Raw genomic sequence first — 19,145 nt, 5'->3', positions numbered from 1 at the left:
TTATATTTTTTTAAAAAGAAGCTTTTACACTAAATCCATATCTGCGTGAACTTGGGCCATTTAAGTAATCAAAACCTCTACCGTTACCAACTCCGGTTCCGGCTACGTTCGGGTCAAAATTTACACCTTTTGGTGTGTTGATGGCTTCATACCATAAGTTGTTTCCAGATAAAGTAAAACTTAAACCTCCAAAAAATGTTTTTTCTAACCATTTTTTAGGAATTTCATAGCCTAATGAAATTTCTTGAAGTCTAATTACCGATGCATCAAAAATTCTCATTTCATCAGGACCAGAAAACAAATTATCAAAATAATAACCTGAAGCATTGATTTGAAAATCGTTTACCCCGCCACTTTCATTAACACCGGGTAAAATAAATGTATTTAATCGGTTTTCAGTATCTGTTGTCAATCCTCTACCTAATAAAGTTGCAATAGTTTCTGAATAAATATCGCCTCCATGAACATAACTAATTAAGAAATTAAAATTAAAATTTTTGTATTTAATAGTGTTTCCAACGTTTAAAACCCAATCCGGATTAGGGTCACCTAAAACTGATAAGTTTGGATCTTCAATATAATTTCCTATACTATTCACCACATAGTTTCCATTTTCATCACGTTGAATTGCATTTCCTACGATTACTCCAAGTGGTTGACCAACAATAGCCGCATTTCCTAAATTTGTGAAACCGGAGTAAACAATAATTTGAGAATCACTCGTAAGCTCTTTAACTTCTGTTTCGTTTTGGGTAAAGTTTCCGTTAATTGACCAATTAAAACCTCCCGAATTATCATTTTTAACTAAATCTATACCTAAGTCAATTTCATATCCAGTTCCTTGTACACGACCAATATTTGTTTGTGTAAACAAGAAACCAGTTGAAGCTGGTAGAGGTCTGTCAGTAATTAAGTTTTTAGTATTTCTGTTATAATAAGACACATCTAAAGAAACTCGATTTTTTAGGAATTTTGTTTCAAACCCTATTTCCACTTCATCATAACGTTCCGGTTTTAAATCCGGATTCCCCAATTCTGTTGCAGAAGTAATACCAGGTACAGGTTCAGAACCGTTCAAGAAAGTTCTAGAATTTAATCTTAAAATACTAGAGGTAGGATATCCTTCTGGAAATCCCGCAGAAGTTCCATAACCAGCTCTTAATTTTAAAAAGTTTAATCCATTATCAGAAGTTATTCCATTAAAAGCCTTGGTTGGAATAAATGATAAACTGGCACTAGGATAGAAAATAGAATTATTTATTAAGTTTGAAACCCAATCATTTCTACCTGCAAGTGTAAGATATACATAATTATTGTAATCTATTTCAGCTTGACCATATAATCCAATAATATTTTGTTCTTCATAAAATTGAATTGGTGATTGTTCTGTAAAGTTGAAATGTCTTAGCACCCCAAAAACCAATTGGTTTTCACTATTAACACCTTGTCTATCGTATGTTCTTCTATTTGAAGTTGCACCAAGGTTAAATGTCATTCCAATTTTTTCAGTTAAATCGTAATCTCCATTCAAAACTAAGTTGTGGTCCCAAATAGTTCTGTTATTATCAAATGTACGATATGAACCAAGCGGATTTCCGGTTACACCTCCTCTGTTTTGTGCTACTTCGTTTCTTTCTGTGTAAAAGTCTAATCCAACTCTGTAAATCAAATTTAAATTTTCATTAAAGCTGTATTGTATGGCAGTATTCCCAAATACACGATTGGTAATTTGTTTTGAATAGGAATTAGCCGCTGTCCATCTTGGATTTTGAATACCATTATCACTTCTGTAATATACAGACCCACCTGTTAATGGATTTTGAAATGGCATTCCCATCAAGTCAATACTTCTAGGTGTGTAGAAAACATCACCAAAAATTGAAGAACCATCACCTACAACTCCCGAGCCCTGACTAGCGGCTACTGGCGGAGTTATAAAATCTGTTCTGGAATAATTAAATGTACCACTTATTGTGAATTTGTTTGAAAGGATAGCTCGACCTCCAATTCCAATATTGTTTCTGGTTAATTCATTCCCCGGAGTAAAACCAATATCATTTAAATGCCCATAGTTGGCATTATATGAAACTTTTCCATCATCAGAAGTTCCACTAAAGTTTACAGAAGTATTAGAGACATGACCGGTTCTGAAAAAATCTTTCACGTTGTCATAAGGTTTCCATGGTAATCTAGCTCCTGAAAATTCAGGAAAAGCATCAGCTAATGAAGCTCTGTCATAGGGATGAGCTATAGTTGCATCAGAGGCAATACCTGAATTCGGGTCACCCCATCCCCCAAGTCCATCTTGATAAAATCCCGGTCCCCAGTTACTGAAGAAAAGTCCGTATGATTGATCAAAACCATTACCAAATTTATTTTGATAATCAGGAAGTGAAGCAATTTCATTGTTAAAGTAAGATTGTGTAATGGTTACTTCATTTTTTTTAGGGCCTTTATTTGTGCTACTACTTTTGGTTGTAATTAAAATGACTCCATTTCTACCTAGACTTCCATATAAAGTGGCTGCAGCTAATCCTTTTAAAACATTTACGCTTTCAATATTGTTTGGGTCTAAATCTAAAAATCGGCTAGATCCACTATTTCCATCCACAAAATCGCCATTAGTATTGGTGTCACTACTAAATTGTACTCCATCAACAATAAATAGCGGTTGATTGGAACCGGTTATACTATTTAATCCTCTAATTACAATGTTTGTTCCGGAGCCGGATAAACCACTAGTTTGATTGATTAAAACTCCCGAGGCTTTACCATTTAAGACCCGCCCAATATCACCTTCTGAACGTTGTTCAAGTGCTTCCGATTTAACCTCACTAATGGCATAACCGACGGCTTGTTTTTCTCTTTTTATCCCAAGAGCTGTTACAACAACGCCTTCAAGCACCTCAGTATCCTCAGTCATTTTTACATTGAGTTTCTTATTACTGGCAACAATTTCTTGTTTTAACATGCCAACATAACTAAAAACAAGTATTTCACCTGCTTTCGTGTTAATGCTAAAATTGCCGTCAAAGTTGGTTTCAGTACCATTTGTAGTGTTTTTTACAAAAACACTAACACCGGGTAGTGGAAGTCCGCTTTCGTCAGTTACATTTCCTGTAACCGTAATTTCTTGTCCAAAACTGAGCTGTACAAGAAAAATTAGCAGAAAAACTAATTTTAATTTTTTCTTTGGTTTCATTAATTTTATAATTTGAGTTAGTTATTTCAAAAATCATAAATTAATGTTAAACAAACAAGTATTTTTGTTAAAATGTTCATAAATAATCAATACATTATTCAATGTATTGATAATGAATTAATTGTTTAGAGTGTGTGATGTTTATTAGTTAGAAATTAGTCTTAAAACTAATATGCACAATCGAATTGGAAAGTTTAATTTCTTGATTTCCCACACTTCCATTAGCATAAACCAAATTAAAAAGTCCGTTTTTGGTTAGTAGTCCAAAACCAAAACCCAACCCCAATATAGAATCACTAAAATTGGTTGTTTTGTCTTGGTAATATCCGTAATCAATGATGGAATGGATATATATTCCGGATGTAAGAACATAACGGTATTCCGTTAAAATGGAAGAAAATATATTTCCTTGTAAACTATTTTCATTAAAACCACGAATAGAATTTATTCCACCAAAACGATGTAATTCATTTACAATATAAGCATCACTTTTGAGGTAATAACTTTGCGATTTGAGATGCACAATATTTCTTGCATTCAAATAAACATTGTGTCTAAGTTCTAATTGTCCAAATAGTTGACTCTGTGAATCAGTTTTTGAATCCCGACTACCAAAGCCAACTTTTAGGTGTAATGCTGTTTTTTCCGGAAACAAAAAATCATCGGTTTTAAAATCAGTATATTCAAATTGTCCGGTTACAAAAGAATTTTTAAAATCACTAATAAAACTCGAATTGGTGTTTTGAATATCACTTGACTCGGTGGATTGATAGCCTAAATATGCCCTTGTGTTGTAGGTGAAAAGATATCCCAAATCAATCGAAGTGCGGGTGTTTTGAAAAGTACTATCCTGTTTAAAAATCTGTAATTCTGTTTTTAATCCCAACGAACTTTTAAACAGATAGGGTATTTGCAAACCCGCATTAAAAGTAGTTTGTTCATTGCCATCGCTTTTCCAAAATATAGAAAACTGTTCTCCGGAATTTAAGAGATTATGCAAAAGTAAATCAACATAACCATTAAAATTTATTTTTCCACCTTCGTCGTTGTTAAAGCCTACAAAACCATCAAATCGGTTGGCCTTTGCTTTTTCTAAGTAAACATATACTTTGGTAGAATCTTGTGTAAACAAAATTTCAGGATACTTCGTTTGCCTCACAAACCGAAATCCTTCCACCGTTTTATATAACTTTTCTAAATTCGATTGGTTAAATGTCTGTTTGGCATACATTTTTTTTAAGTTATTTCGATGACTTTCAGGAAATTTCTCAAAGCCATCTATCACAATATCATTTAAAGATCGTTGTTTGTTTGATTTAATCATCAAATCGGCAAAAAGCAGACTTTCTTGTGATCTAAAATTTTCTAATTTCAATTGAGCCAACGAAAAACCAGTTGCTTCCAATCGTTTCAAAATCCCTGACATAAAAAATTCCACATTTTCAATAGGAAGCTTTATTAATTCATTATCCACCTTAAAATCATCATTCAAAAAGACCATTATTTCTTCACCTATATATATATGTATATGTGAAGTTCTTTTACCTAACCGAAATTCAAACAAAAAAGTAGAATCATTTACTTTTTTATTACTTTTATTTTCACTTTCTAAAAAACCCGATTCAAAAAGTTTTTTGCTAAATAGTCTAGTTTCATCCATCAAGCCCTTTGCATTTACAAATCGTTTACCATATCCAATCGAGTCTATTTTTTTTGTTTCTTCATTTGTTGAGCCTTTGATATTTAAATAGATATTTTGAGCCTTTCCGAAACAGAAAAACAAAAAAAACAAGTGAATAAACAAAAACCTTTTCAATGCCAATTTAATTTCGATAAAAGTAACGTAAAAAAATTAGAAATGGTATAAGAGGCTTTTTCCTGCTTTCCAAAACAAAAAGGGCAGTGCTTTGGTAAATATCAATTTCAAAAGTCAATTGTAAATCAATTTCAAAACTTCCATCACCAATCATCCAATTTCCATCCAAAAAACTAAGCTATTCAGCCACTCAACACCACAGTCACTCAAAAAAAACCCAACTCAAACAAAATAAATAAATTATGATTTGTTTTACCAAAAAATATTACTACATTTGCAACCCCTTAAAATAGGGTAATTTTAAAAACATAGAAATTTTTAGTATTAATTATGCCAACAATTCAACAATTAGTAAGAACAGGGAGAGCCCAAATAACTAAGAAGAGTAAATCGGCTGCTTTAGATTCTTGTCCTCAACGTAGAGGTGTGTGTACTCGTGTTTACACAACGACTCCTAAAAAACCAAACTCAGCAATGAGAAAGGTGGCAAGGGTTCGTTTAACAAACGGAAACGAGGTAAATGCATACATTCCGGGAGAAGGACACAATCTACAAGAGCACTCGATAGTATTAGTTAGAGGTGGAAGGGTAAAAGATTTACCAGGTGTTAGATACCATATCGTACGTGGTGCGTTAGATACTGCTGGAGTAGCAGGTCGTACGCAACGTCGTTCAAAATATGGTGCAAAACGTCCAAAACCAGGTCAACCAGCAGCACCCGCAAAGAAAAAGTAATTAGAAACTTTTAAAGAAAAGACATGAGAAAAAGACAGGCTAAAAAGAGACCTCTTTTACCGGATCCAAAATTTAATGATCAATTGGTAACACGTTTTGTAAACAACTTAATGTGGGATGGTAAAAAATCTACCGCTTTCAAAGTATTCTATGATGCTTTAGAAATAGTAGAAACAAAAAAGCAAGATGCTGAAAAATCTGCTTTAGAAGTATGGAAAGACGCATTAACAAATGTAATGCCTCACGTAGAGGTTCGTTCACGCAGAGTGGGTGGAGCTACATTCCAAATTCCAATGCAAATTCGTCCGGATAGAAAAATTTCCTATGCTATCAAATGGATGATTCTTTATGCAAGAAGAAGAAACGAAAAATCAATGGCAGCTAAATTAGCTTCAGAAATTTTAGCAGCAGCTAAAGAAGAAGGAGCAGCAGTTAAGAAAAGAATGGATACGCACAAAATGGCTGAAGCTAACAAAGCGTTCTCTCACTTTAGATTTTAATTCATAAAGAAATGGCTAGAGATTTAAAATACACAAGAAATATCGGAATCGCTGCACACATTGATGCGGGTAAAACTACCACAACGGAGCGTATTCTATTTTATACAGGAAAGTCACATAAGATTGGTGAGGTGCATGACGGTGCTGCAACTATGGACTGGATGGCACAAGAGCAAGAAAGAGGTATTACCATTACGTCTGCTGCTACTACTTGTGAGTGGAATTTTCCAACCAATCAAGGAAAACCAACTGCGGAATCAAAACCGTATCACTTTAACATTATTGATACTCCCGGACACGTGGATTTTACCGTTGAGGTAAATCGTTCGTTACGTGTACTTGACGGATTAGTTTTCTTGTTTAGTGCAGTGGATGGTGTTGAGCCACAATCTGAAACGAACTGGAGACTTGCTGATCAATATCGTGTTCCTAGAATGGGGTTTGTTAACAAAATGGATCGTCAAGGGTCTAACTTCCTTTCTGTTTGTCAGCAAGTGAAGGATATGTTAAAATCTAATGCTGTAGCAATTACTTTGCCAATTGGCGAGGAGCAAGATTTCAAAGGAGTAGTAGATTTAGTGAAAAATCAAGCAATTGTTTGGCATGATGAAACACAAGGAGCTACTTTTGATATTGTTGATATCCCGGCAGACATGGTTGCTGAAGTGAAAGAATTTCGTTCAAAACTTATCGAAGAAATCGCAACTTATGACGAGAACTTATTAGATAAGTATATGGAGGATGAAAATTCTATTACAGAAGATGAAATTAACAATGCATTACGTGCAGCTACTATTGACATGGCAATCATTCCTATGATTTGCGGATCTTCTTTCAAAAACAAAGGAGTTCAGTTCATGTTGGATGCTGTTTGTAAATATTTGCCTTCACCTTTAGATAAAGAAGGTATTGTTGGGACTCATCCTGATGATAGCGAATTATTAGAAGAAGATCAAAGAAAAATTTTACGTCGTCCAGATCCAAAAGAGCCGTTTGCTGCGTTAGCATTCAAGATTGCTACAGATCCTTATGTTGGTCGCTTAGCTTTCTTCCGTGCTTATTCTGGTCGTTTAGATGCAGGTTCCTATATTTTGAATACACGTTCAGGTAATAAAGAAAGAATTTCTCGTATCTACCAAATGCACGCGAACAAGCAAAATCCAATCGAATTTATTGAGGCTGGAGATATTGGAGCAGCAGTTGGATTTAAAGATATAAAAACTGGAGATACAATGTGTGATGAAAAACATCCAATTGTATTAGAAAGTATGAAATTCCCTGACCCTGTAATCGGTATCGCAATTGAGCCTAAAACTAAAGCTGACGTGGATAAAATGGGTATGGCTTTGGCTAAATTGGCTGAAGAAGATCCAACATTTACCGTTAGAACTGATGAAGCTTCCGGACAAACTATCATTTCAGGAATGGGTGAGTTACACTTAGACATTCTTGTAGATCGTATGAAAAGAGAATTCAAAGTAGAGGTTAATCAAGGAGAGCCTCAAGTAGAATATAAAGAAGCTTTCACAAAGGCTGCTCAACACAGAGAAACTTACAAAAAACAATCGGGTGGTCGTGGTAAATTCGGTGATATTGTATTCCGTTTAGAACCGGCCGATGAGGTTGATGGAAAACCATTCGTAGGTCTTCAATTTGTAAATGAAGTAAAAGGAGGTAACGTTCCTAAAGAATACATTCCTTCGGTAGAGAAAGGTTTCAGAGAGGCTATGAAACAAGGACCTTTAGCGGGATACGCTGTTGATAGTTTGAAAGTAACTTTGCTAGACGGATCGTTCCACCCTGTGGATTCAGATGCACTTTCGTTTGAATTGGCTGCTAAAATGGGTTACAAGGAGGTTGCAAAAGCTGCCGGAGCTGTAATTCTTGAGCCAATCATGAAAATCGAAGTAATTACTCCTGAAGAAAACATGGGAGATATCGTTGGGGATTTGAACCGTCGTAGAGGTCAAGTAAACGACATGGGTGATAGAGCCGGTGCTAAAACGATTAAAGCGTTTGTGCCCCTATCTGAAATGTTTGGTTATGTTACTACTTTGAGAACTTTGTCTTCAGGTAGAGCAACTTCAACAATGGAATTTTCACATTACGAACAAACTCCTTCAAACATCTCTGAAGAAGTGATCAAAAAAGCAAAAGGTAACGCTTAATTCTAACGAAAATGAGTCAAAAAATCAGAATAAAATTAAAATCTTACGATCACATGTTGGTGGATAAATCAGCAGAAAAAATCGTAAAAACCGTTAAAAGTACGGGAGCTGTTGTAACTGGACCTATTCCATTACCAACGCACAAAAAAATATTCACTGTATTACGTTCTCCACACGTTAACAAAAAAGCAAGAGAGCAGTTTGAAGTGAGTTCATACAAAAGATTGTTAGATATCTATTCTTCTTCTTCTAAAACTATTGATGCTCTGATGAAATTAGAGTTACCAAGTGGAGTAGAAGTTGAAATCAAAGTGTGATAAATGTACAAAGATGAAAGTATTAAGTGTTAAGACATCCTCTTAATACTTAATACTCTTGTCTTAATACAAAATAAAAAATTTTTAATCATTTATAAATAGTTTAATATGTCTGGGTTAATTGGAAAAAAAATCGGCATGACTAGCATTTTCGACGAGAATGGGAAAAATATTCCTTGCACCGTAATTGAAGCAGGTCCATGTGTCGTTACCCAAGTCAGAACCAAAGCGGTTGACGGGTATGAAGCGTTTCAGCTTGGTTTCGATGACAAAACAGAAAAACACGCCACTAAAGCGGCCATCGGTCACTTTAAAAAAGCGGGAACTTCTGCTAAGAAAAAAGTCGTTGAATTCCAAGATTTTGAAACAGAGTATAAATTAGGTGATTTAGTCACAGTAGAGCAATTCAACGAAGGAGAATTTGTTGATGTTCAAGGAGTATCAAAAGGGAAAGGTTTCCAAGGGGTTGTTAAACGTCACGGTTTCGGTGGAGTTGGACAAGCTACTCACGGACAACACAACCGTTTGAGAGCACCGGGTTCTGTTGGAGCTTCTTCTTACCCATCTAGAGTATTCAAAGGAATGCGAATGGCAGGAAGAACTGGAGGAGAAAATGTAACAATTCAAAACCTTAGAGTTTTAAAAGTAGTAGCAGATAAAAATTTGTTATTAGTGAAAGGATGCGTTCCTGGACATAAAAACTCTTATGTAATCATTCAGAAGTAATGGAAGTAAAAGTTTTAGATATCAACGGAAAAGATACAGGCAGAAAAGTTCAACTTTCTGACGCTGTTTTCGCTATCGAGCCTAACAAACATGCCATCTATCTTGATGTTAAACAATATCTTGCCAACCAAAGACAAGGTACTCACAAAGCAAAAGAAAGAGCAGAAGTTACTGGAAGTACTCGTAAAATTAAGAAACAAAAAGGAACTGGTACCGCACGTGCCGGTAGTATTAAGAATCCATTGTTCAAAGGTGGAGGTACAGTTTTCGGACCAAGACCAAGAAGCTATTCATTCAAATTGAATAAAGCTTTAAAAAGATTAGCTCGTAAATCGGCCTTCTCTCAAAAAGTAAAAGATTCTGAATTAATAGTAATAGAAGATTTTAATTTTGACACACCAAGCACTAAGAATTTTATTACAGTTCTGAAAGCCTTAGGATTAGAAAATAAAAAATCTCTGTTTGTGTTGGGCGATACAAATAAAAATGTATATTTGTCGTCACGCAATTTAAAGGCCTCTAAAGTTGTAACAATCTCAGAATTAAGCACTTATGCTATTTTGAACACAAATAATTTAGTGCTTTTAGAGAGTTCTTTAGAAGGAATTGAAGAAAATTTAAGTAAATAATAGGCCATGAGTATCATAATTAAACCTATCATAACTGAAAAAATCACGAAGCAAAGTGAATTAAACAATCGTTATGGTTTTGTAGTGGACAAGAAAGCAAATAAAATTCAAATCAAAAATGCAGTAGAATCTGCATATGGTGTGAAGATTGTTGCTATCAACACTATGAATGTTAGACCAGATCGTTCTGTGAAATACACAAAAAGTGGAATGATTAGTGCAAAAACAAATGCTTTCAAAAAAGCTATTGTTGAAGTACAAGAAGGAGAAACAATTGATTTTTATAACAATATCTAATAAGTAATGTCAGTTAGAAAATTAAAACCTATTACCCCGGGTCAGCGTTTTAGAGTTGTGAATGGTTTTGACGCCATCACGACTGATAAGCCGGAAAAGTCATTATTGGCACCGAAAAATAACTCAGGAGGTAGAAATAGTCAAGGAAAAATGACCATGCGTTATACTGGCGGTGGTCACAAACAAAAGTATCGTATCATTGATTTTAAAAGAACGAAAGCTGGTATTCCAGCTACTGTAAAATCAATTGAGTACGATCCAAACAGAACAGCTTTTATCGCTTTGTTAGCTTATGCAGATGGTGCTAAAACCTATGTAATTGCTCAAAACGGTTTAAATGTTGGTCAAACTGTAACTTCAGGTGAAGAAGCAGCTCCGGAAATCGGAAATGCTTTACCATTAAGTAAAATTCCACTTGGAACAGTAATTTCTTGTATTGAGTTACGTCCTGGTCAAGGAGCTATTATTGCTCGTTCGGCTGGAACCTTTGCTCAATTAATGGCAAGAGATGGAAAATATGCCACTATTAAAATGCCTTCCGGCGAAACAAGATTAATCTTGTTAACTTGTATGGCTACTATTGGTGCAGTGTCTAACTCCGATCATCAGTTGATTGTTTCCGGTAAAGCCGGTAGATCAAGATGGTTAGGCAGAAGACCTAGAACAAGACCGGTTGCAATGAACCCTGTTGATCACCCAATGGGTGGTGGTGAAGGACGTTCTTCCGGAGGTCACCCACGCTCTAGAAACGGTATACCTGCAAAAGGTTATAGAACTCGTTCTAAAGTGAGCCCAAGTAATAAGTATATTGTTGAACGCAGAAAGAAATAATTAGATAGACATGGCACGTTCATTAAAAAAAGGACCATTCGTACATTATAAATTAGATAAAAAAGTTCTTGAGAATATCGAGAAATCAAACAAAGCAGTGATCAAAACTTGGTCAAGAGCTTCAATGATTACTCCGGATTTCGTTGGACAAACAATCGCAGTACACAATGGTCGTCAGTTTGTTCCAGTTTATGTAACTGAAAACATGGTAGGACATAAGTTAGGAGAATTTTCACCAACAAGATCATTTAGAGGTCATGCCGGTGCTAAAAATAAAGGTAAAAAATAAGAAGCAATGGGAGTTCGTAAAAGAGAAACAGCAGATGCGAGAAAAGAGGCTAATAAGTCGATAGCTTTCGCGAAATTGAATAACTGCCCTACTTCACCTAGAAAAATGCGCTTGGTTGCAGACTTGGTAAGAGGTCAGAAAGTGGAAAGAGCACTAAATGTATTACGATTTAGTCAAAAAGAAGCTTCAAGAAAACTAGAAAAATTGTTGTTATCAGCTATCGCCAATTGGCAAGCTAAAAACGCAGAAGCTAGTATTGAAGAAGCTGCTTTATTTGTAAAAGAGATCAGAGTTGACGGTGGAATGATGTTAAAAAGACTTCGTCCGGCTCCTCAAGGTCGTGCACACAGAATTAGAAAACGTTCTAATCACGTTACAATCGTGCTTGGAGCTAGTAATAACACTCAAAGCAATTAATAAATAAGATGGGACAAAAGACAAATCCAATAGGAAACAGACTTGGGATCATCAGAGGATGGGATTCAAACTGGTATGGTGGAAATGATTACGGTGATAAAATAGCCGAAGATTATAAAATCAGAAAGTATATCCATGCTCGTTTATCAAAAGCTAGTGTATCGAAAGTAATCATCGAGAGAACTTTAAAACTTGTAACCGTTACTATCACTACTGCTAGACCTGGTATCATTATCGGAAAAGGCGGACAAGAGGTAGACAAGTTGAAAGAAGAACTTAAGAAAATTACAGACAAAGAGGTTCAAATTAACATCTTTGAAATTAAAAGACCTGAGTTAGATGCTTATTTAGTTGCAACAAGTATCGCTCGTCAAATCGAAAGCCGTATTTCATACAGAAGAGCTATTAAAATGGCTATCGCAGCAGCAATGCGTATGAATGCTGAAGGAATTAAAGTTTTGATTTCCGGTCGTTTGAATGGTGCTGAAATGGCACGTTCAGAAGGTTTCAAAGAAGGTAGAATTCCTCTATCAACTTTCAGAGCCGACATTGATTATGCTTTGGCTGAAGCTCACACTACTTACGGTAGAATGGGTATCAAAGTATGGATCATGAAAGGTGAAGTTTACGGAAAGAGAGATCTTTCTCCATTAGTAGGCATGGATAAAAAACAAGCTGGTGGTGGAAATAAAGGTGGTGATGCTCCAAGAGGAGGAAAACCAAATGGAAAATCAAACCCACGTAAAAGAAAGTAATTTTTTAAATTAAAGAAAAATGTTACAGCCTAAAAGAACAAAATACCGTAAGGTACAAAAAGGTAGAATGAAAGGTGATTCTCAAAGAGGTCACGAACTTTCAAATGGGATGTTCGGAATCAAATCAATGGATTCTTCGTTCTTAACTTCACGTCAAATCGAAGCAGCTCGTATTGCAGCTACTCGTTTTATGAAAAGAGAAGGACAATTATGGATCAAAATTTTCCCGGATAAACCAATCACTAAGAAGCCTCTTGAAGTACGTATGGGTAAAGGTAAAGGTGCAGTTGAATATTGGGCTGCCGTTGTTAAACCCGGAAGAATTATGTTTGAAGTAGGAGGAGTCCCTTTGGCCGTTGCAAAAGAAGCATTACGCTTAGCAGCCCAAAAGCTTCCTGTGAAAACTAAGTTTGTCGTTGCTAGAGATTTCGAAGCATAATCTTATATACATTATGAAACAATCAGAAATTATAAGTCTATCTGTAGCTGAGTTACAAGAACAACTTAGTCAGTCAAGAAAAACGTATGCCGACCTAAAAACGACTCATACTATTTCTCCAATTCAAAATCCGCTTCAAATTAGAAAGATGAGAAGAACAATTGCGAGATTAGTTACTGAGCTAAGTAAAAGAGAGTTACAATAATTGTATTCTGCTGAAAGATGGAAGAAAAAAGAAATTTAAGAAAAGAAAGAATTGGTGTAGTTACGAGCAACAAAATGGAGAAATCTATCGTTGTTTCTGAAACAAGAAAAGTAAAACACCCATTATACGGTAAGTTCGTGTTAAAAACTAAGAAATATGTTGCACACGACGAAACAAATGACTGTAACATTGGAGATACGGTAAGAATTAGCGAAACGCGTCCTTTAAGTAAATCTAAATGTTGGAGATTAGTTGAAATCATTGAAAGAGCGAAGTAATTATGGTACAACAAGAATCTAGATTAAAAGTAGCAGATAACACAGGTGCAAAAGAAGTTTTGACAATCCGTGTTTTAGGAGGAACGAAACGTCGTTATGCCTCTGTTGGAGATAAAATTGTAGTGTCAATAAAAGACGCAACACCAAACGGTAACGTTAAAAAAGGTGCTGTATCAACTGCAGTTGTTGTACGTACTAAAAAAGAAGTGAGAAGAGCTGATGGATCTTACATCCGTTTTGACGATAACGCATGTGTATTGTTAAACGCTGCAGGTGAAATGAGAGGTACTCGTGTTTTTGGACCGGTTGCAAGAGAACTTCGTGAAAAACAATTCATGAAAATTGTATCATTAGCACCAGAAGTGCTTTAATTCGATTAATGATGACAAAGTTAAAAATCAAAACAGGAGATATTGTAAGAGTTATCGCAGGTGACCATAAAGGTGCTGAAGGTAAAGTTTTACGTGTTTTCGTAGATGCAAATAAAGCGATTGTTGAAGGTACAAACATGGTTTCTGTTCACACAAAACCTAGTGCAAAAAACCCTCAAGGTGGAATCGTAAAGAAAGAAGCTCCTATTCAAATATCAAACTTATCTTTAATTGACCCTAAGTCAAAGAAAGTGACGAAAGTTGGTTTTAAAGTAGAAGGAGATAAGAAAGTAAGATTTTCAAAAAAATCTAATCAAGTATTATAGTAATGGCTTATATCCCTAGACTAAAAGAAGAATATAAAAGCAGAGTTATTCCTGCTTTGAAAGAAGAGTTCGGTTACAAAAATATAATGCAAGTTCCAAAACTTGAAAAAATTGTTGTAAGCCGTGGTGTTGGTGCTGCCGTATCAGACAAGAAATTAGTTGATTATGCAGTAGACGAATTGACAAAAATTACTGGTCAAAAAGCTTTAGCTACTATTTCAAAAAAGGACGTCGCGTCATTTAAATTAAGAAAAGGTATGCCAATTGGTGCTAAGGTTACTTTGCGTGGTGAGAGAATGTATGAATTTTTAGATAGATTGATTACATCTTCTTTACCTCGTGTAAGAGATTTTGGTGGAATTAAAGCAACTGGTTTTGACGGAAGAGGTAATTACAATCTTGGCGTTTTAGAGCAAATCATTTTCCCGGAAATTGATATTGATAAAGTAAACAAAATTTCAGGAATGGATATTACTTTCGTTACAACGGCCAAAACCGACAAAGAAGCAAAATCATTATTAGCAGAATTAGGATTACCTTTTAAAAAGAATTAAGATATGGCTAAAGAATCAATGAAAGCCCGCGAGGTAAAAAGACAAAAAGCGGTAGACAAGTATGCTGAAAAAAGAAAAGCTTTATTAGAAGCTGGAGATTATGAAGGCTTACAAAAATTACCGAGAAATGCTTCTCCGGTTCGTTTACACAATCGTTGTAAATTAACTGGAAGACCAAGAGGGTATATGAGACAATTCGGTATTTCACGTGTAACTTTTCGTGAAATGGCTAACCAAGGATTAATTCCAGGAGTAAAGAAAGCTAGCTGGTAGTTAGTTTATTTCAGCAGATAATTGTACATTTGCCGGATTTTTGCCGGTAACGTACAATTATCTACTTTAAAAAATGTGTTTAATGGTTTCAGGTTCAGCGGAATAGTTCCTCTGAAAACCGTTGCCAAAATTTTATAAATATGTATACAGATCCTATTGCAGATTATCTAACAAGAGTTAGAAATGCAGTGAAAGCCAATCACAAAGTGGTGGAAATTCCTGCTTCTAACCTTAAAAAAGAAATCACAAAGATTTTATTCGATCAAGGTTATATCCTAAGCTACAAGTTTGATGATAGTACTGTGCAAGGTACAATCAAAATCGCTCTTAAGTACGATAAAGTAACGAAAGAGCCCGTAATTAGAGATATCCAAAGAATTAGTAAACCAGGTTTACGTAAATATGCAGGTTCTTCTAGCCTACCAAGAATCCTTAACGGATTAGGAATTGCAATTGTTTCAACATCTAAGGGTCTTATGACCGGAAAGCAAGCGAAACAATTAAATGTTGGTGGAGAGGTAATTTGTTACGTATACTAATAAATAAGACTGAACGATGTCAAGAATAGGTAAAAATCCAGTTGAAATTCCATCAGGCGTAACATTAGAAGTTAACGATGGTGTAATTACAGTAAAAGGGAAATTAGGTCAACTAACACAAGAGTTTTCGGATGTAAGTGTTAAAGTTGAAGATGGTCAAGTACTGGTGGAAAGAACATCAGACCACAAAGATCATAGAGCTAAACATGGTTTGTACAGAGCTTTAATCAGCAACATGATTAATGGGGTGTCTACCGGTTTTACAAAAGAATTAGAGTTAGTAGGGGTAGGGTACAGAGCTTCTAATCAAGGTCAAAAATTAGATCTTGCTTTAGGATTTTCTCACAATATCATTTTAGAAATTGCTCCAGAAGTTAAATTGGAAACTATTTCAGAAAAAGGTAAAAACCCAATCGTTAAACTAACCTCTCACGATAAACAACTTTTAGGTCAGGTTGCCGCTAAAATTAGAGGTTTCCGTCGTCCAGAACCTTACAAAGGAAAAGGAGTTAAATTCGTAGGTGAAGTATTAAGAAGAAAAGCAGGTAAATCAGCTTAAAAAAGTAAGATTATGTCATTAACAAAATCTGATAGAAGACAGAGAATTAAGTTCAGAATTAGAAAGATTGTAAGCGGAACTGCTACTAAACCAAGACTTTCTGTATTCAGAAGTAACAAAGAAATCTACGCACAATTAGTAGACGACGTAAACGGTGTAACGCTATTAGCCGCTTCCTCTAGAGATAAAGGAGTAGATGCTAAAGGGACAAACGTTGAAGTAGCTAACGCAGTAGGAAAATTAGTTGCTGAAAAAGCATTGAAAGCAGGTATAGAAACTGTAACTTTCGATAGAGGAGGCTACTTATACCACGGTCGTATTAAATCATTAGCAGAAGGAGCGAGAGCTGCCGGACTTAAATTCTAAGAAATTATGTATAGTCAATACAAAAATGTAGAGTTAGTAAAACCTAGTGGTCTTGAATTAAAAGATCGTTTGGTAAGTGTAAATCGTGTTACCAAAGTAACAAAAGGTGGTAGAGCATTTGGTTTTTCTGCTATTGTTGTGGTAGGTGATGAAAACGGAGTTGTTGGTCACGGACTAGGAAAATCGAAAGATGTATCAGAAGCAATTGCTAAGGCTGTAGAAGATGCAAAGAAAAATTTAGTAAAAATTCCTTTAAGTGGTCAATCTGTTCCTCACGAACAAAAAGGAAAATTTGGTGGAGCGAGAGTTTTCTTGATGCCAGCATCTCACGGTACCGGGGTTATTGCCGGTGGTGCTGTGCGTGCGGTACTTGAGTCAGTTGGAATCCACGATGTATTATCAAAATCTCAAGGGTCTTCAAATCCTCACAACGTAGTAAAAGCAACTTTTGATGCTTTACTTCAAATGAGAAGTGCTTATACAGTAGCTAAGCAAAGAGGAATTTCTTTAGAGAAAGTATTTAAAGGTTAATATACAAGGAAATTATGTCAAAGATTTTAGTAAAACAAGTAAAAAGTCAAATCAACTGTCCTCAAACTCAAAAGAGAACATTGATTTCTTTGGGTCTTAAAAGATTAGGACAAGTAGTAGAGCATGAAAATTCATCTGCTATCCTTGGTATGGTAAATAAAGTTAAACACTTAGTTTCTGTAGAAGAAGCTAAATAACACTATTCAAAATGAATTTAAGTAACTTACAACCAGCTGAAGGTTCAACACACAACCAAAATAAACGATTAGGTAGAGGAGAAGGATCCGGTAAAGGTGGAACTGCGTCACGTGGTCACAAAGGAGCAAAATCTCGTTCTGGTTATTCTAAAAAGATTGGTTTTGAAGGAGGGCAAATGCCACTTCAAAGACGAGTACCTAAGTTTGGATTTAAAAATATCAATAGAGTAGATTATCAAGGAATCAACCTTGATACACTACAAGCTTTAGTGGATAACGGAACAGTTACTGATACAGTAGATTTTGCTACTATCATTGACAATCGTTTAGCTACTAAAAACGAATTGGTAAAAGTATTAGGTCGAGGTGAATTAAAAGCGAAATTAAAAGTAACCGCTCACAAATTTACTGCTACTGCAAAAGCAGCAATTGAAGCTGCCGGTGGTGAAGCCGTAACTTTATAATTTACTGACTGTATGAAGAAATTTTTTGAAGCACTCGCAAACGTATGGAAAATAGAAGAACTGAAGAACCGAATTATGGTTACTTTAGGTTTACTCTTAGTATATCGTTTTGGAGCACAGGTTACTTTACCGGGAATCGATGCCACTAAGTTAGAAGGTTTAGCATCGCAAACAGACCAAGGGATCGGTTCGATTCTAAATATGTTTACCGGAGGAGCATTTTCACAAGCATCTGTTTTTGCCTTGGGAATTATGCCCTACATTTCTGCATCCATTGTGGTGCAATTAATGGGAATCGCAGTTCCTTATTTACAAAAACTGCAAAAGGACGGTGAGAGTGGTAGAAAAAAAATCAATCAGATTACACGTTGGTTAACGATTGCTATCACTTTAGTACAAGGACCTGGATACATTTATAATTTGTACAGAACCTTACCATCCGAAGCATTTTTATTAGGATTTAATTCATTCTCATTCCTCTTTTCAGCTGTAGTTATTCTTGTAACAGGAACTATTTTTGCGATGTGGTTAGGTGAAAAAATTACTGATAAAGGAATTGGTAACGGTATCTCCTTATTAATTATGGTAGGTATCATAGCCCGTTTACCGGAAGCTTTTTTGCAAGAATTTGTTTCCACAGTAACACAAGATCAAGGAGGTTTGGTAAAATTAGTGTTTGAAATTATTCTTTGGTTATTAATTATCATAGCTAGTATTCTTTTAGTGATGGCGGTTAGAAAAATACCGGTTCAATATGCCAGAAGAACAGCCGGTGGTGATTTTGAACAAGATATGATCGGTGGTAATAGACAATTTATTCCTTTGAAACTCAATGCTTCAGGAGTAATGCCTATTATTTTTGCACAGGCAATTATGTTTATTCCTGCTGCAGTAGCTGGTCTTTCATCCACTGAAATGGCTCAATCCGTTACAGGAGCTTTTAGTGATATGTTTGGGTTTTGGTACAATGTAGTTTTTGCTTTGTTAATTATCGTTTTCACGTATTTTTACACCGCAATTACAGTACCAACCAATAAAATGGCAGATGATTTAAAAAGAAGTGGTGGATTTATTCCGGGTATCAGACCAGGATTAGAAACTTCTGACTTTTTAGATAAAGTGATGTCTTTAATTACATTACCGGGTTCTCTTTTCTTAGCAATTATAGCAGTATTTCCTGCGGTTGTTGTTAATTTAATGGGAGTTCAACAAAACTGGGGAATGTTTTTCGGAGGTACATCCTTATTAATTATGGTGGGAGTTGCAATTGATACTATGCAACAGATAAATTCTTATTTGTTGAATAGACATTATGATGGTTTAATGAAAAGTGGTAAAAATAGAAAAGCGGTAGCTTAATT

Annotated in this window: 27 protein-coding genes; 25 read left to right on the top strand and 2 right to left on the bottom strand. The window is 35.3% G+C overall.

What is annotated here, in order from left to right:
- Positions 1-10: 10 nt before the first annotated feature.
- Both EQG68_RS02075 and EQG68_RS02070 read right to left on the bottom strand, forming a co-directional pair.
- The gene (locus EQG68_RS02075) at positions 11-3,202 is read right to left on the bottom strand and encodes a SusC/RagA family TonB-linked outer membrane protein (RefSeq protein ID WP_129463125.1); all 3,192 of its coding nucleotides are present in this window, start codon (positions 3,200-3,202) and stop codon (positions 11-13) included.
- Positions 3,203-3,350: 148 nt separating this feature from the next.
- Entirely contained in the window at positions 3,351-4,862 is a 1,512-nt protein-coding gene (locus EQG68_RS02070) for a BamA/TamA family outer membrane protein (RefSeq protein WP_246011608.1), read from the bottom strand.
- A 486-nt stretch (positions 4,863-5,348) separates the two neighbouring features.
- Between EQG68_RS02070 and rpsL the strand changes: the two genes are divergently transcribed.
- The 25 genes from rpsL (at position 5,349) to secY (ending at position 19,143) form a co-directional block, all read left to right on the top strand.
- Positions 5,349-5,753 (top strand): 30S ribosomal protein S12, encoded by a 405-nt coding sequence (rpsL, locus tag EQG68_RS02065; protein ID WP_129463124.1) that lies wholly within the window; start codon positions 5,349-5,351, stop codon positions 5,751-5,753.
- A 23-nt stretch (positions 5,754-5,776) separates the two neighbouring features.
- On the top strand, positions 5,777-6,253 hold the full coding sequence (rpsG, locus tag EQG68_RS02060) for a 30S ribosomal protein S7 (protein WP_129463123.1): 477 nt from the start codon (positions 5,777-5,779) through the stop codon (positions 6,251-6,253).
- An 11-nt stretch (positions 6,254-6,264) separates the two neighbouring features.
- Positions 6,265-8,421: an elongation factor G gene (gene fusA, locus EQG68_RS02055; RefSeq protein ID WP_129463122.1), complete on the top strand. Its 2,157-nt coding sequence runs from the start codon at positions 6,265-6,267 to the stop codon at positions 8,419-8,421.
- Between the two features lie 11 nt (positions 8,422-8,432).
- A complete protein-coding gene (gene rpsJ / locus EQG68_RS02050) occupies positions 8,433-8,738 on the top strand; it encodes a 30S ribosomal protein S10 (protein WP_026710316.1) in 306 nt (101 codons plus the stop codon).
- Positions 8,739-8,846: 108 nt separating this feature from the next.
- The gene (rplC, locus tag EQG68_RS02045; RefSeq protein ID WP_129463121.1) at positions 8,847-9,464 is read left to right on the top strand and encodes a 50S ribosomal protein L3; all 618 of its coding nucleotides are present in this window, start codon (positions 8,847-8,849) and stop codon (positions 9,462-9,464) included.
- Positions 9,464-10,093: a 50S ribosomal protein L4 gene (gene rplD / locus EQG68_RS02040; protein WP_129463120.1), complete on the top strand. Its 630-nt coding sequence runs from the start codon at positions 9,464-9,466 to the stop codon at positions 10,091-10,093. The genes rplC and rplD overlap by 1 nt, the downstream gene beginning before the upstream one ends.
- A 6-nt stretch (positions 10,094-10,099) precedes the next feature.
- Entirely contained in the window at positions 10,100-10,390 is a 291-nt protein-coding gene (rplW, locus tag EQG68_RS02035; protein WP_129463119.1) for a 50S ribosomal protein L23, read from the top strand.
- Between the two features lie 6 nt (positions 10,391-10,396).
- Positions 10,397-11,221: a 50S ribosomal protein L2 gene (gene rplB, locus EQG68_RS02030; RefSeq protein WP_129463118.1), complete on the top strand. Its 825-nt coding sequence runs from the start codon at positions 10,397-10,399 to the stop codon at positions 11,219-11,221.
- A 10-nt stretch (positions 11,222-11,231) separates the two neighbouring features.
- The gene (gene rpsS / locus EQG68_RS02025) at positions 11,232-11,510 is read left to right on the top strand and encodes a 30S ribosomal protein S19 (RefSeq protein WP_129463117.1); all 279 of its coding nucleotides are present in this window, start codon (positions 11,232-11,234) and stop codon (positions 11,508-11,510) included.
- Between the two features lie 6 nt (positions 11,511-11,516).
- Entirely contained in the window at positions 11,517-11,927 is a 411-nt protein-coding gene (gene rplV, locus EQG68_RS02020) for a 50S ribosomal protein L22 (RefSeq protein ID WP_129463116.1), read from the top strand.
- Between the two features lie 8 nt (positions 11,928-11,935).
- A complete protein-coding gene (rpsC, locus tag EQG68_RS02015; RefSeq protein WP_129463115.1) occupies positions 11,936-12,682 on the top strand; it encodes a 30S ribosomal protein S3 in 747 nt (248 codons plus the stop codon).
- A 19-nt stretch (positions 12,683-12,701) separates the two neighbouring features.
- A complete protein-coding gene (gene rplP / locus EQG68_RS02010) occupies positions 12,702-13,121 on the top strand; it encodes a 50S ribosomal protein L16 (RefSeq protein WP_112086726.1) in 420 nt (139 codons plus the stop codon).
- Between the two features lie 13 nt (positions 13,122-13,134).
- Entirely contained in the window at positions 13,135-13,326 is a 192-nt protein-coding gene (gene rpmC / locus EQG68_RS02005) for a 50S ribosomal protein L29 (protein WP_129463114.1), read from the top strand.
- Positions 13,327-13,343: 17 nt separating this feature from the next.
- Complete coding sequence (gene rpsQ, locus EQG68_RS02000; RefSeq protein WP_129463113.1) at positions 13,344-13,604, top strand: 30S ribosomal protein S17; 261 nt, start codon at positions 13,344-13,346, stop codon at positions 13,602-13,604.
- A 2-nt stretch (positions 13,605-13,606) separates the two neighbouring features.
- Positions 13,607-13,975, top strand: coding sequence for a 50S ribosomal protein L14 (rplN, locus tag EQG68_RS01995; protein WP_007803649.1), 369 nt, complete (start codon positions 13,607-13,609; stop codon positions 13,973-13,975).
- A gap of 11 nt (positions 13,976-13,986) precedes the next feature.
- Positions 13,987-14,301 carry a 50S ribosomal protein L24 gene (gene rplX, locus EQG68_RS01990; protein WP_129463112.1) on the top strand — a complete coding sequence of 105 codons (315 nt, stop codon included), beginning with the start codon at positions 13,987-13,989 and terminating at the stop codon, positions 14,299-14,301.
- Positions 14,302-14,303: 2 nt separating this feature from the next.
- Entirely contained in the window at positions 14,304-14,855 is a 552-nt protein-coding gene (rplE, locus tag EQG68_RS01985) for a 50S ribosomal protein L5 (protein ID WP_129463111.1), read from the top strand.
- A gap of 3 nt (positions 14,856-14,858) precedes the next feature.
- A complete protein-coding gene (gene rpsN, locus EQG68_RS01980; protein ID WP_129463110.1) occupies positions 14,859-15,128 on the top strand; it encodes a 30S ribosomal protein S14 in 270 nt (89 codons plus the stop codon).
- 140 nt (positions 15,129-15,268) lie between these two features.
- Entirely contained in the window at positions 15,269-15,667 is a 399-nt protein-coding gene (gene rpsH, locus EQG68_RS01975; RefSeq protein ID WP_129463109.1) for a 30S ribosomal protein S8, read from the top strand.
- A gap of 16 nt (positions 15,668-15,683) precedes the next feature.
- Positions 15,684-16,226, top strand: a complete 543-nt coding sequence (rplF, locus tag EQG68_RS01970) for a 50S ribosomal protein L6 (RefSeq protein ID WP_129463108.1) — start codon at positions 15,684-15,686, stop codon at positions 16,224-16,226.
- Between the two features lie 12 nt (positions 16,227-16,238).
- Positions 16,239-16,592: a 50S ribosomal protein L18 gene (rplR, locus tag EQG68_RS01965; RefSeq protein WP_129463107.1), complete on the top strand. Its 354-nt coding sequence runs from the start codon at positions 16,239-16,241 to the stop codon at positions 16,590-16,592.
- 6 nt (positions 16,593-16,598) lie between these two features.
- On the top strand, positions 16,599-17,123 hold the full coding sequence (rpsE, locus tag EQG68_RS01960; protein WP_129463106.1) for a 30S ribosomal protein S5: 525 nt from the start codon (positions 16,599-16,601) through the stop codon (positions 17,121-17,123).
- 14 nt (positions 17,124-17,137) lie between these two features.
- On the top strand, positions 17,138-17,320 hold the full coding sequence (rpmD, locus tag EQG68_RS01955) for a 50S ribosomal protein L30 (protein ID WP_129463105.1): 183 nt from the start codon (positions 17,138-17,140) through the stop codon (positions 17,318-17,320).
- 11 nt (positions 17,321-17,331) lie between these two features.
- Complete coding sequence (gene rplO, locus EQG68_RS01950; protein ID WP_129463104.1) at positions 17,332-17,784, top strand: 50S ribosomal protein L15; 453 nt, start codon at positions 17,332-17,334, stop codon at positions 17,782-17,784.
- A 12-nt stretch (positions 17,785-17,796) separates the two neighbouring features.
- Complete coding sequence (gene secY / locus EQG68_RS01945; protein WP_129463103.1) at positions 17,797-19,143, top strand: preprotein translocase subunit SecY; 1,347 nt, start codon at positions 17,797-17,799, stop codon at positions 19,141-19,143.
- Positions 19,144-19,145 lie beyond the last annotated feature (2 nt).

Source organism: Flavobacterium piscinae (genome assembly GCF_004122145.1).
GTDB classification, from domain to species: domain Bacteria; phylum Bacteroidota; class Bacteroidia; order Flavobacteriales; family Flavobacteriaceae; genus Flavobacterium; species Flavobacterium piscinae.
The sequence above is the reverse complement of the archived record's forward strand: the minus strand, read 5'-3'. Positions and strand labels throughout refer to the sequence as shown.

What these genes read in the sequence shown, in the direction of transcription:
- EQG68_RS02075 (WP_129463125.1), bottom strand. Translation starts at nt 3,202, where the DNA reads ATGAAACCAAAGAAAAAATTAAAATTAGTTTTTCTGCTAATTTTTCTT.
- EQG68_RS02070 (WP_246011608.1), bottom strand. Translation starts at nt 4,862, where the DNA reads ATGGATGAAACTAGACTATTTAGCAAAAAACTTTTTGAATCGGGTTTT.
- rpsL (WP_129463124.1), top strand. Translation starts at nt 5,349, where the DNA reads ATGCCAACAATTCAACAATTAGTAAGAACAGGGAGAGCCCAAATAACT.
- rpsG (WP_129463123.1), top strand. Translation starts at nt 5,777, where the DNA reads ATGAGAAAAAGACAGGCTAAAAAGAGACCTCTTTTACCGGATCCAAAA.
- fusA (WP_129463122.1), top strand. Translation starts at nt 6,265, where the DNA reads ATGGCTAGAGATTTAAAATACACAAGAAATATCGGAATCGCTGCACAC.
- rpsJ (WP_026710316.1), top strand. Translation starts at nt 8,433, where the DNA reads ATGAGTCAAAAAATCAGAATAAAATTAAAATCTTACGATCACATGTTG.
- rplC (WP_129463121.1), top strand. Translation starts at nt 8,847, where the DNA reads ATGTCTGGGTTAATTGGAAAAAAAATCGGCATGACTAGCATTTTCGAC.
- rplD (WP_129463120.1), top strand. Translation starts at nt 9,464, where the DNA reads ATGGAAGTAAAAGTTTTAGATATCAACGGAAAAGATACAGGCAGAAAA.
- rplW (WP_129463119.1), top strand. Translation starts at nt 10,100, where the DNA reads ATGAGTATCATAATTAAACCTATCATAACTGAAAAAATCACGAAGCAA.
- rplB (WP_129463118.1), top strand. Translation starts at nt 10,397, where the DNA reads ATGTCAGTTAGAAAATTAAAACCTATTACCCCGGGTCAGCGTTTTAGA.
- rpsS (WP_129463117.1), top strand. Translation starts at nt 11,232, where the DNA reads ATGGCACGTTCATTAAAAAAAGGACCATTCGTACATTATAAATTAGAT.
- rplV (WP_129463116.1), top strand. Translation starts at nt 11,517, where the DNA reads ATGGGAGTTCGTAAAAGAGAAACAGCAGATGCGAGAAAAGAGGCTAAT.
- rpsC (WP_129463115.1), top strand. Translation starts at nt 11,936, where the DNA reads ATGGGACAAAAGACAAATCCAATAGGAAACAGACTTGGGATCATCAGA.
- rplP (WP_112086726.1), top strand. Translation starts at nt 12,702, where the DNA reads ATGTTACAGCCTAAAAGAACAAAATACCGTAAGGTACAAAAAGGTAGA.
- rpmC (WP_129463114.1), top strand. Translation starts at nt 13,135, where the DNA reads ATGAAACAATCAGAAATTATAAGTCTATCTGTAGCTGAGTTACAAGAA.
- rpsQ (WP_129463113.1), top strand. Translation starts at nt 13,344, where the DNA reads ATGGAAGAAAAAAGAAATTTAAGAAAAGAAAGAATTGGTGTAGTTACG.
- rplN (WP_007803649.1), top strand. Translation starts at nt 13,607, where the DNA reads ATGGTACAACAAGAATCTAGATTAAAAGTAGCAGATAACACAGGTGCA.
- rplX (WP_129463112.1), top strand. Translation starts at nt 13,987, where the DNA reads ATGACAAAGTTAAAAATCAAAACAGGAGATATTGTAAGAGTTATCGCA.
- rplE (WP_129463111.1), top strand. Translation starts at nt 14,304, where the DNA reads ATGGCTTATATCCCTAGACTAAAAGAAGAATATAAAAGCAGAGTTATT.
- rpsN (WP_129463110.1), top strand. Translation starts at nt 14,859, where the DNA reads ATGGCTAAAGAATCAATGAAAGCCCGCGAGGTAAAAAGACAAAAAGCG.
- rpsH (WP_129463109.1), top strand. Translation starts at nt 15,269, where the DNA reads ATGTATACAGATCCTATTGCAGATTATCTAACAAGAGTTAGAAATGCA.
- rplF (WP_129463108.1), top strand. Translation starts at nt 15,684, where the DNA reads ATGTCAAGAATAGGTAAAAATCCAGTTGAAATTCCATCAGGCGTAACA.
- rplR (WP_129463107.1), top strand. Translation starts at nt 16,239, where the DNA reads ATGTCATTAACAAAATCTGATAGAAGACAGAGAATTAAGTTCAGAATT.
- rpsE (WP_129463106.1), top strand. Translation starts at nt 16,599, where the DNA reads ATGTATAGTCAATACAAAAATGTAGAGTTAGTAAAACCTAGTGGTCTT.
- rpmD (WP_129463105.1), top strand. Translation starts at nt 17,138, where the DNA reads ATGTCAAAGATTTTAGTAAAACAAGTAAAAAGTCAAATCAACTGTCCT.
- rplO (WP_129463104.1), top strand. Translation starts at nt 17,332, where the DNA reads ATGAATTTAAGTAACTTACAACCAGCTGAAGGTTCAACACACAACCAA.
- secY (WP_129463103.1), top strand. Translation starts at nt 17,797, where the DNA reads ATGAAGAAATTTTTTGAAGCACTCGCAAACGTATGGAAAATAGAAGAA.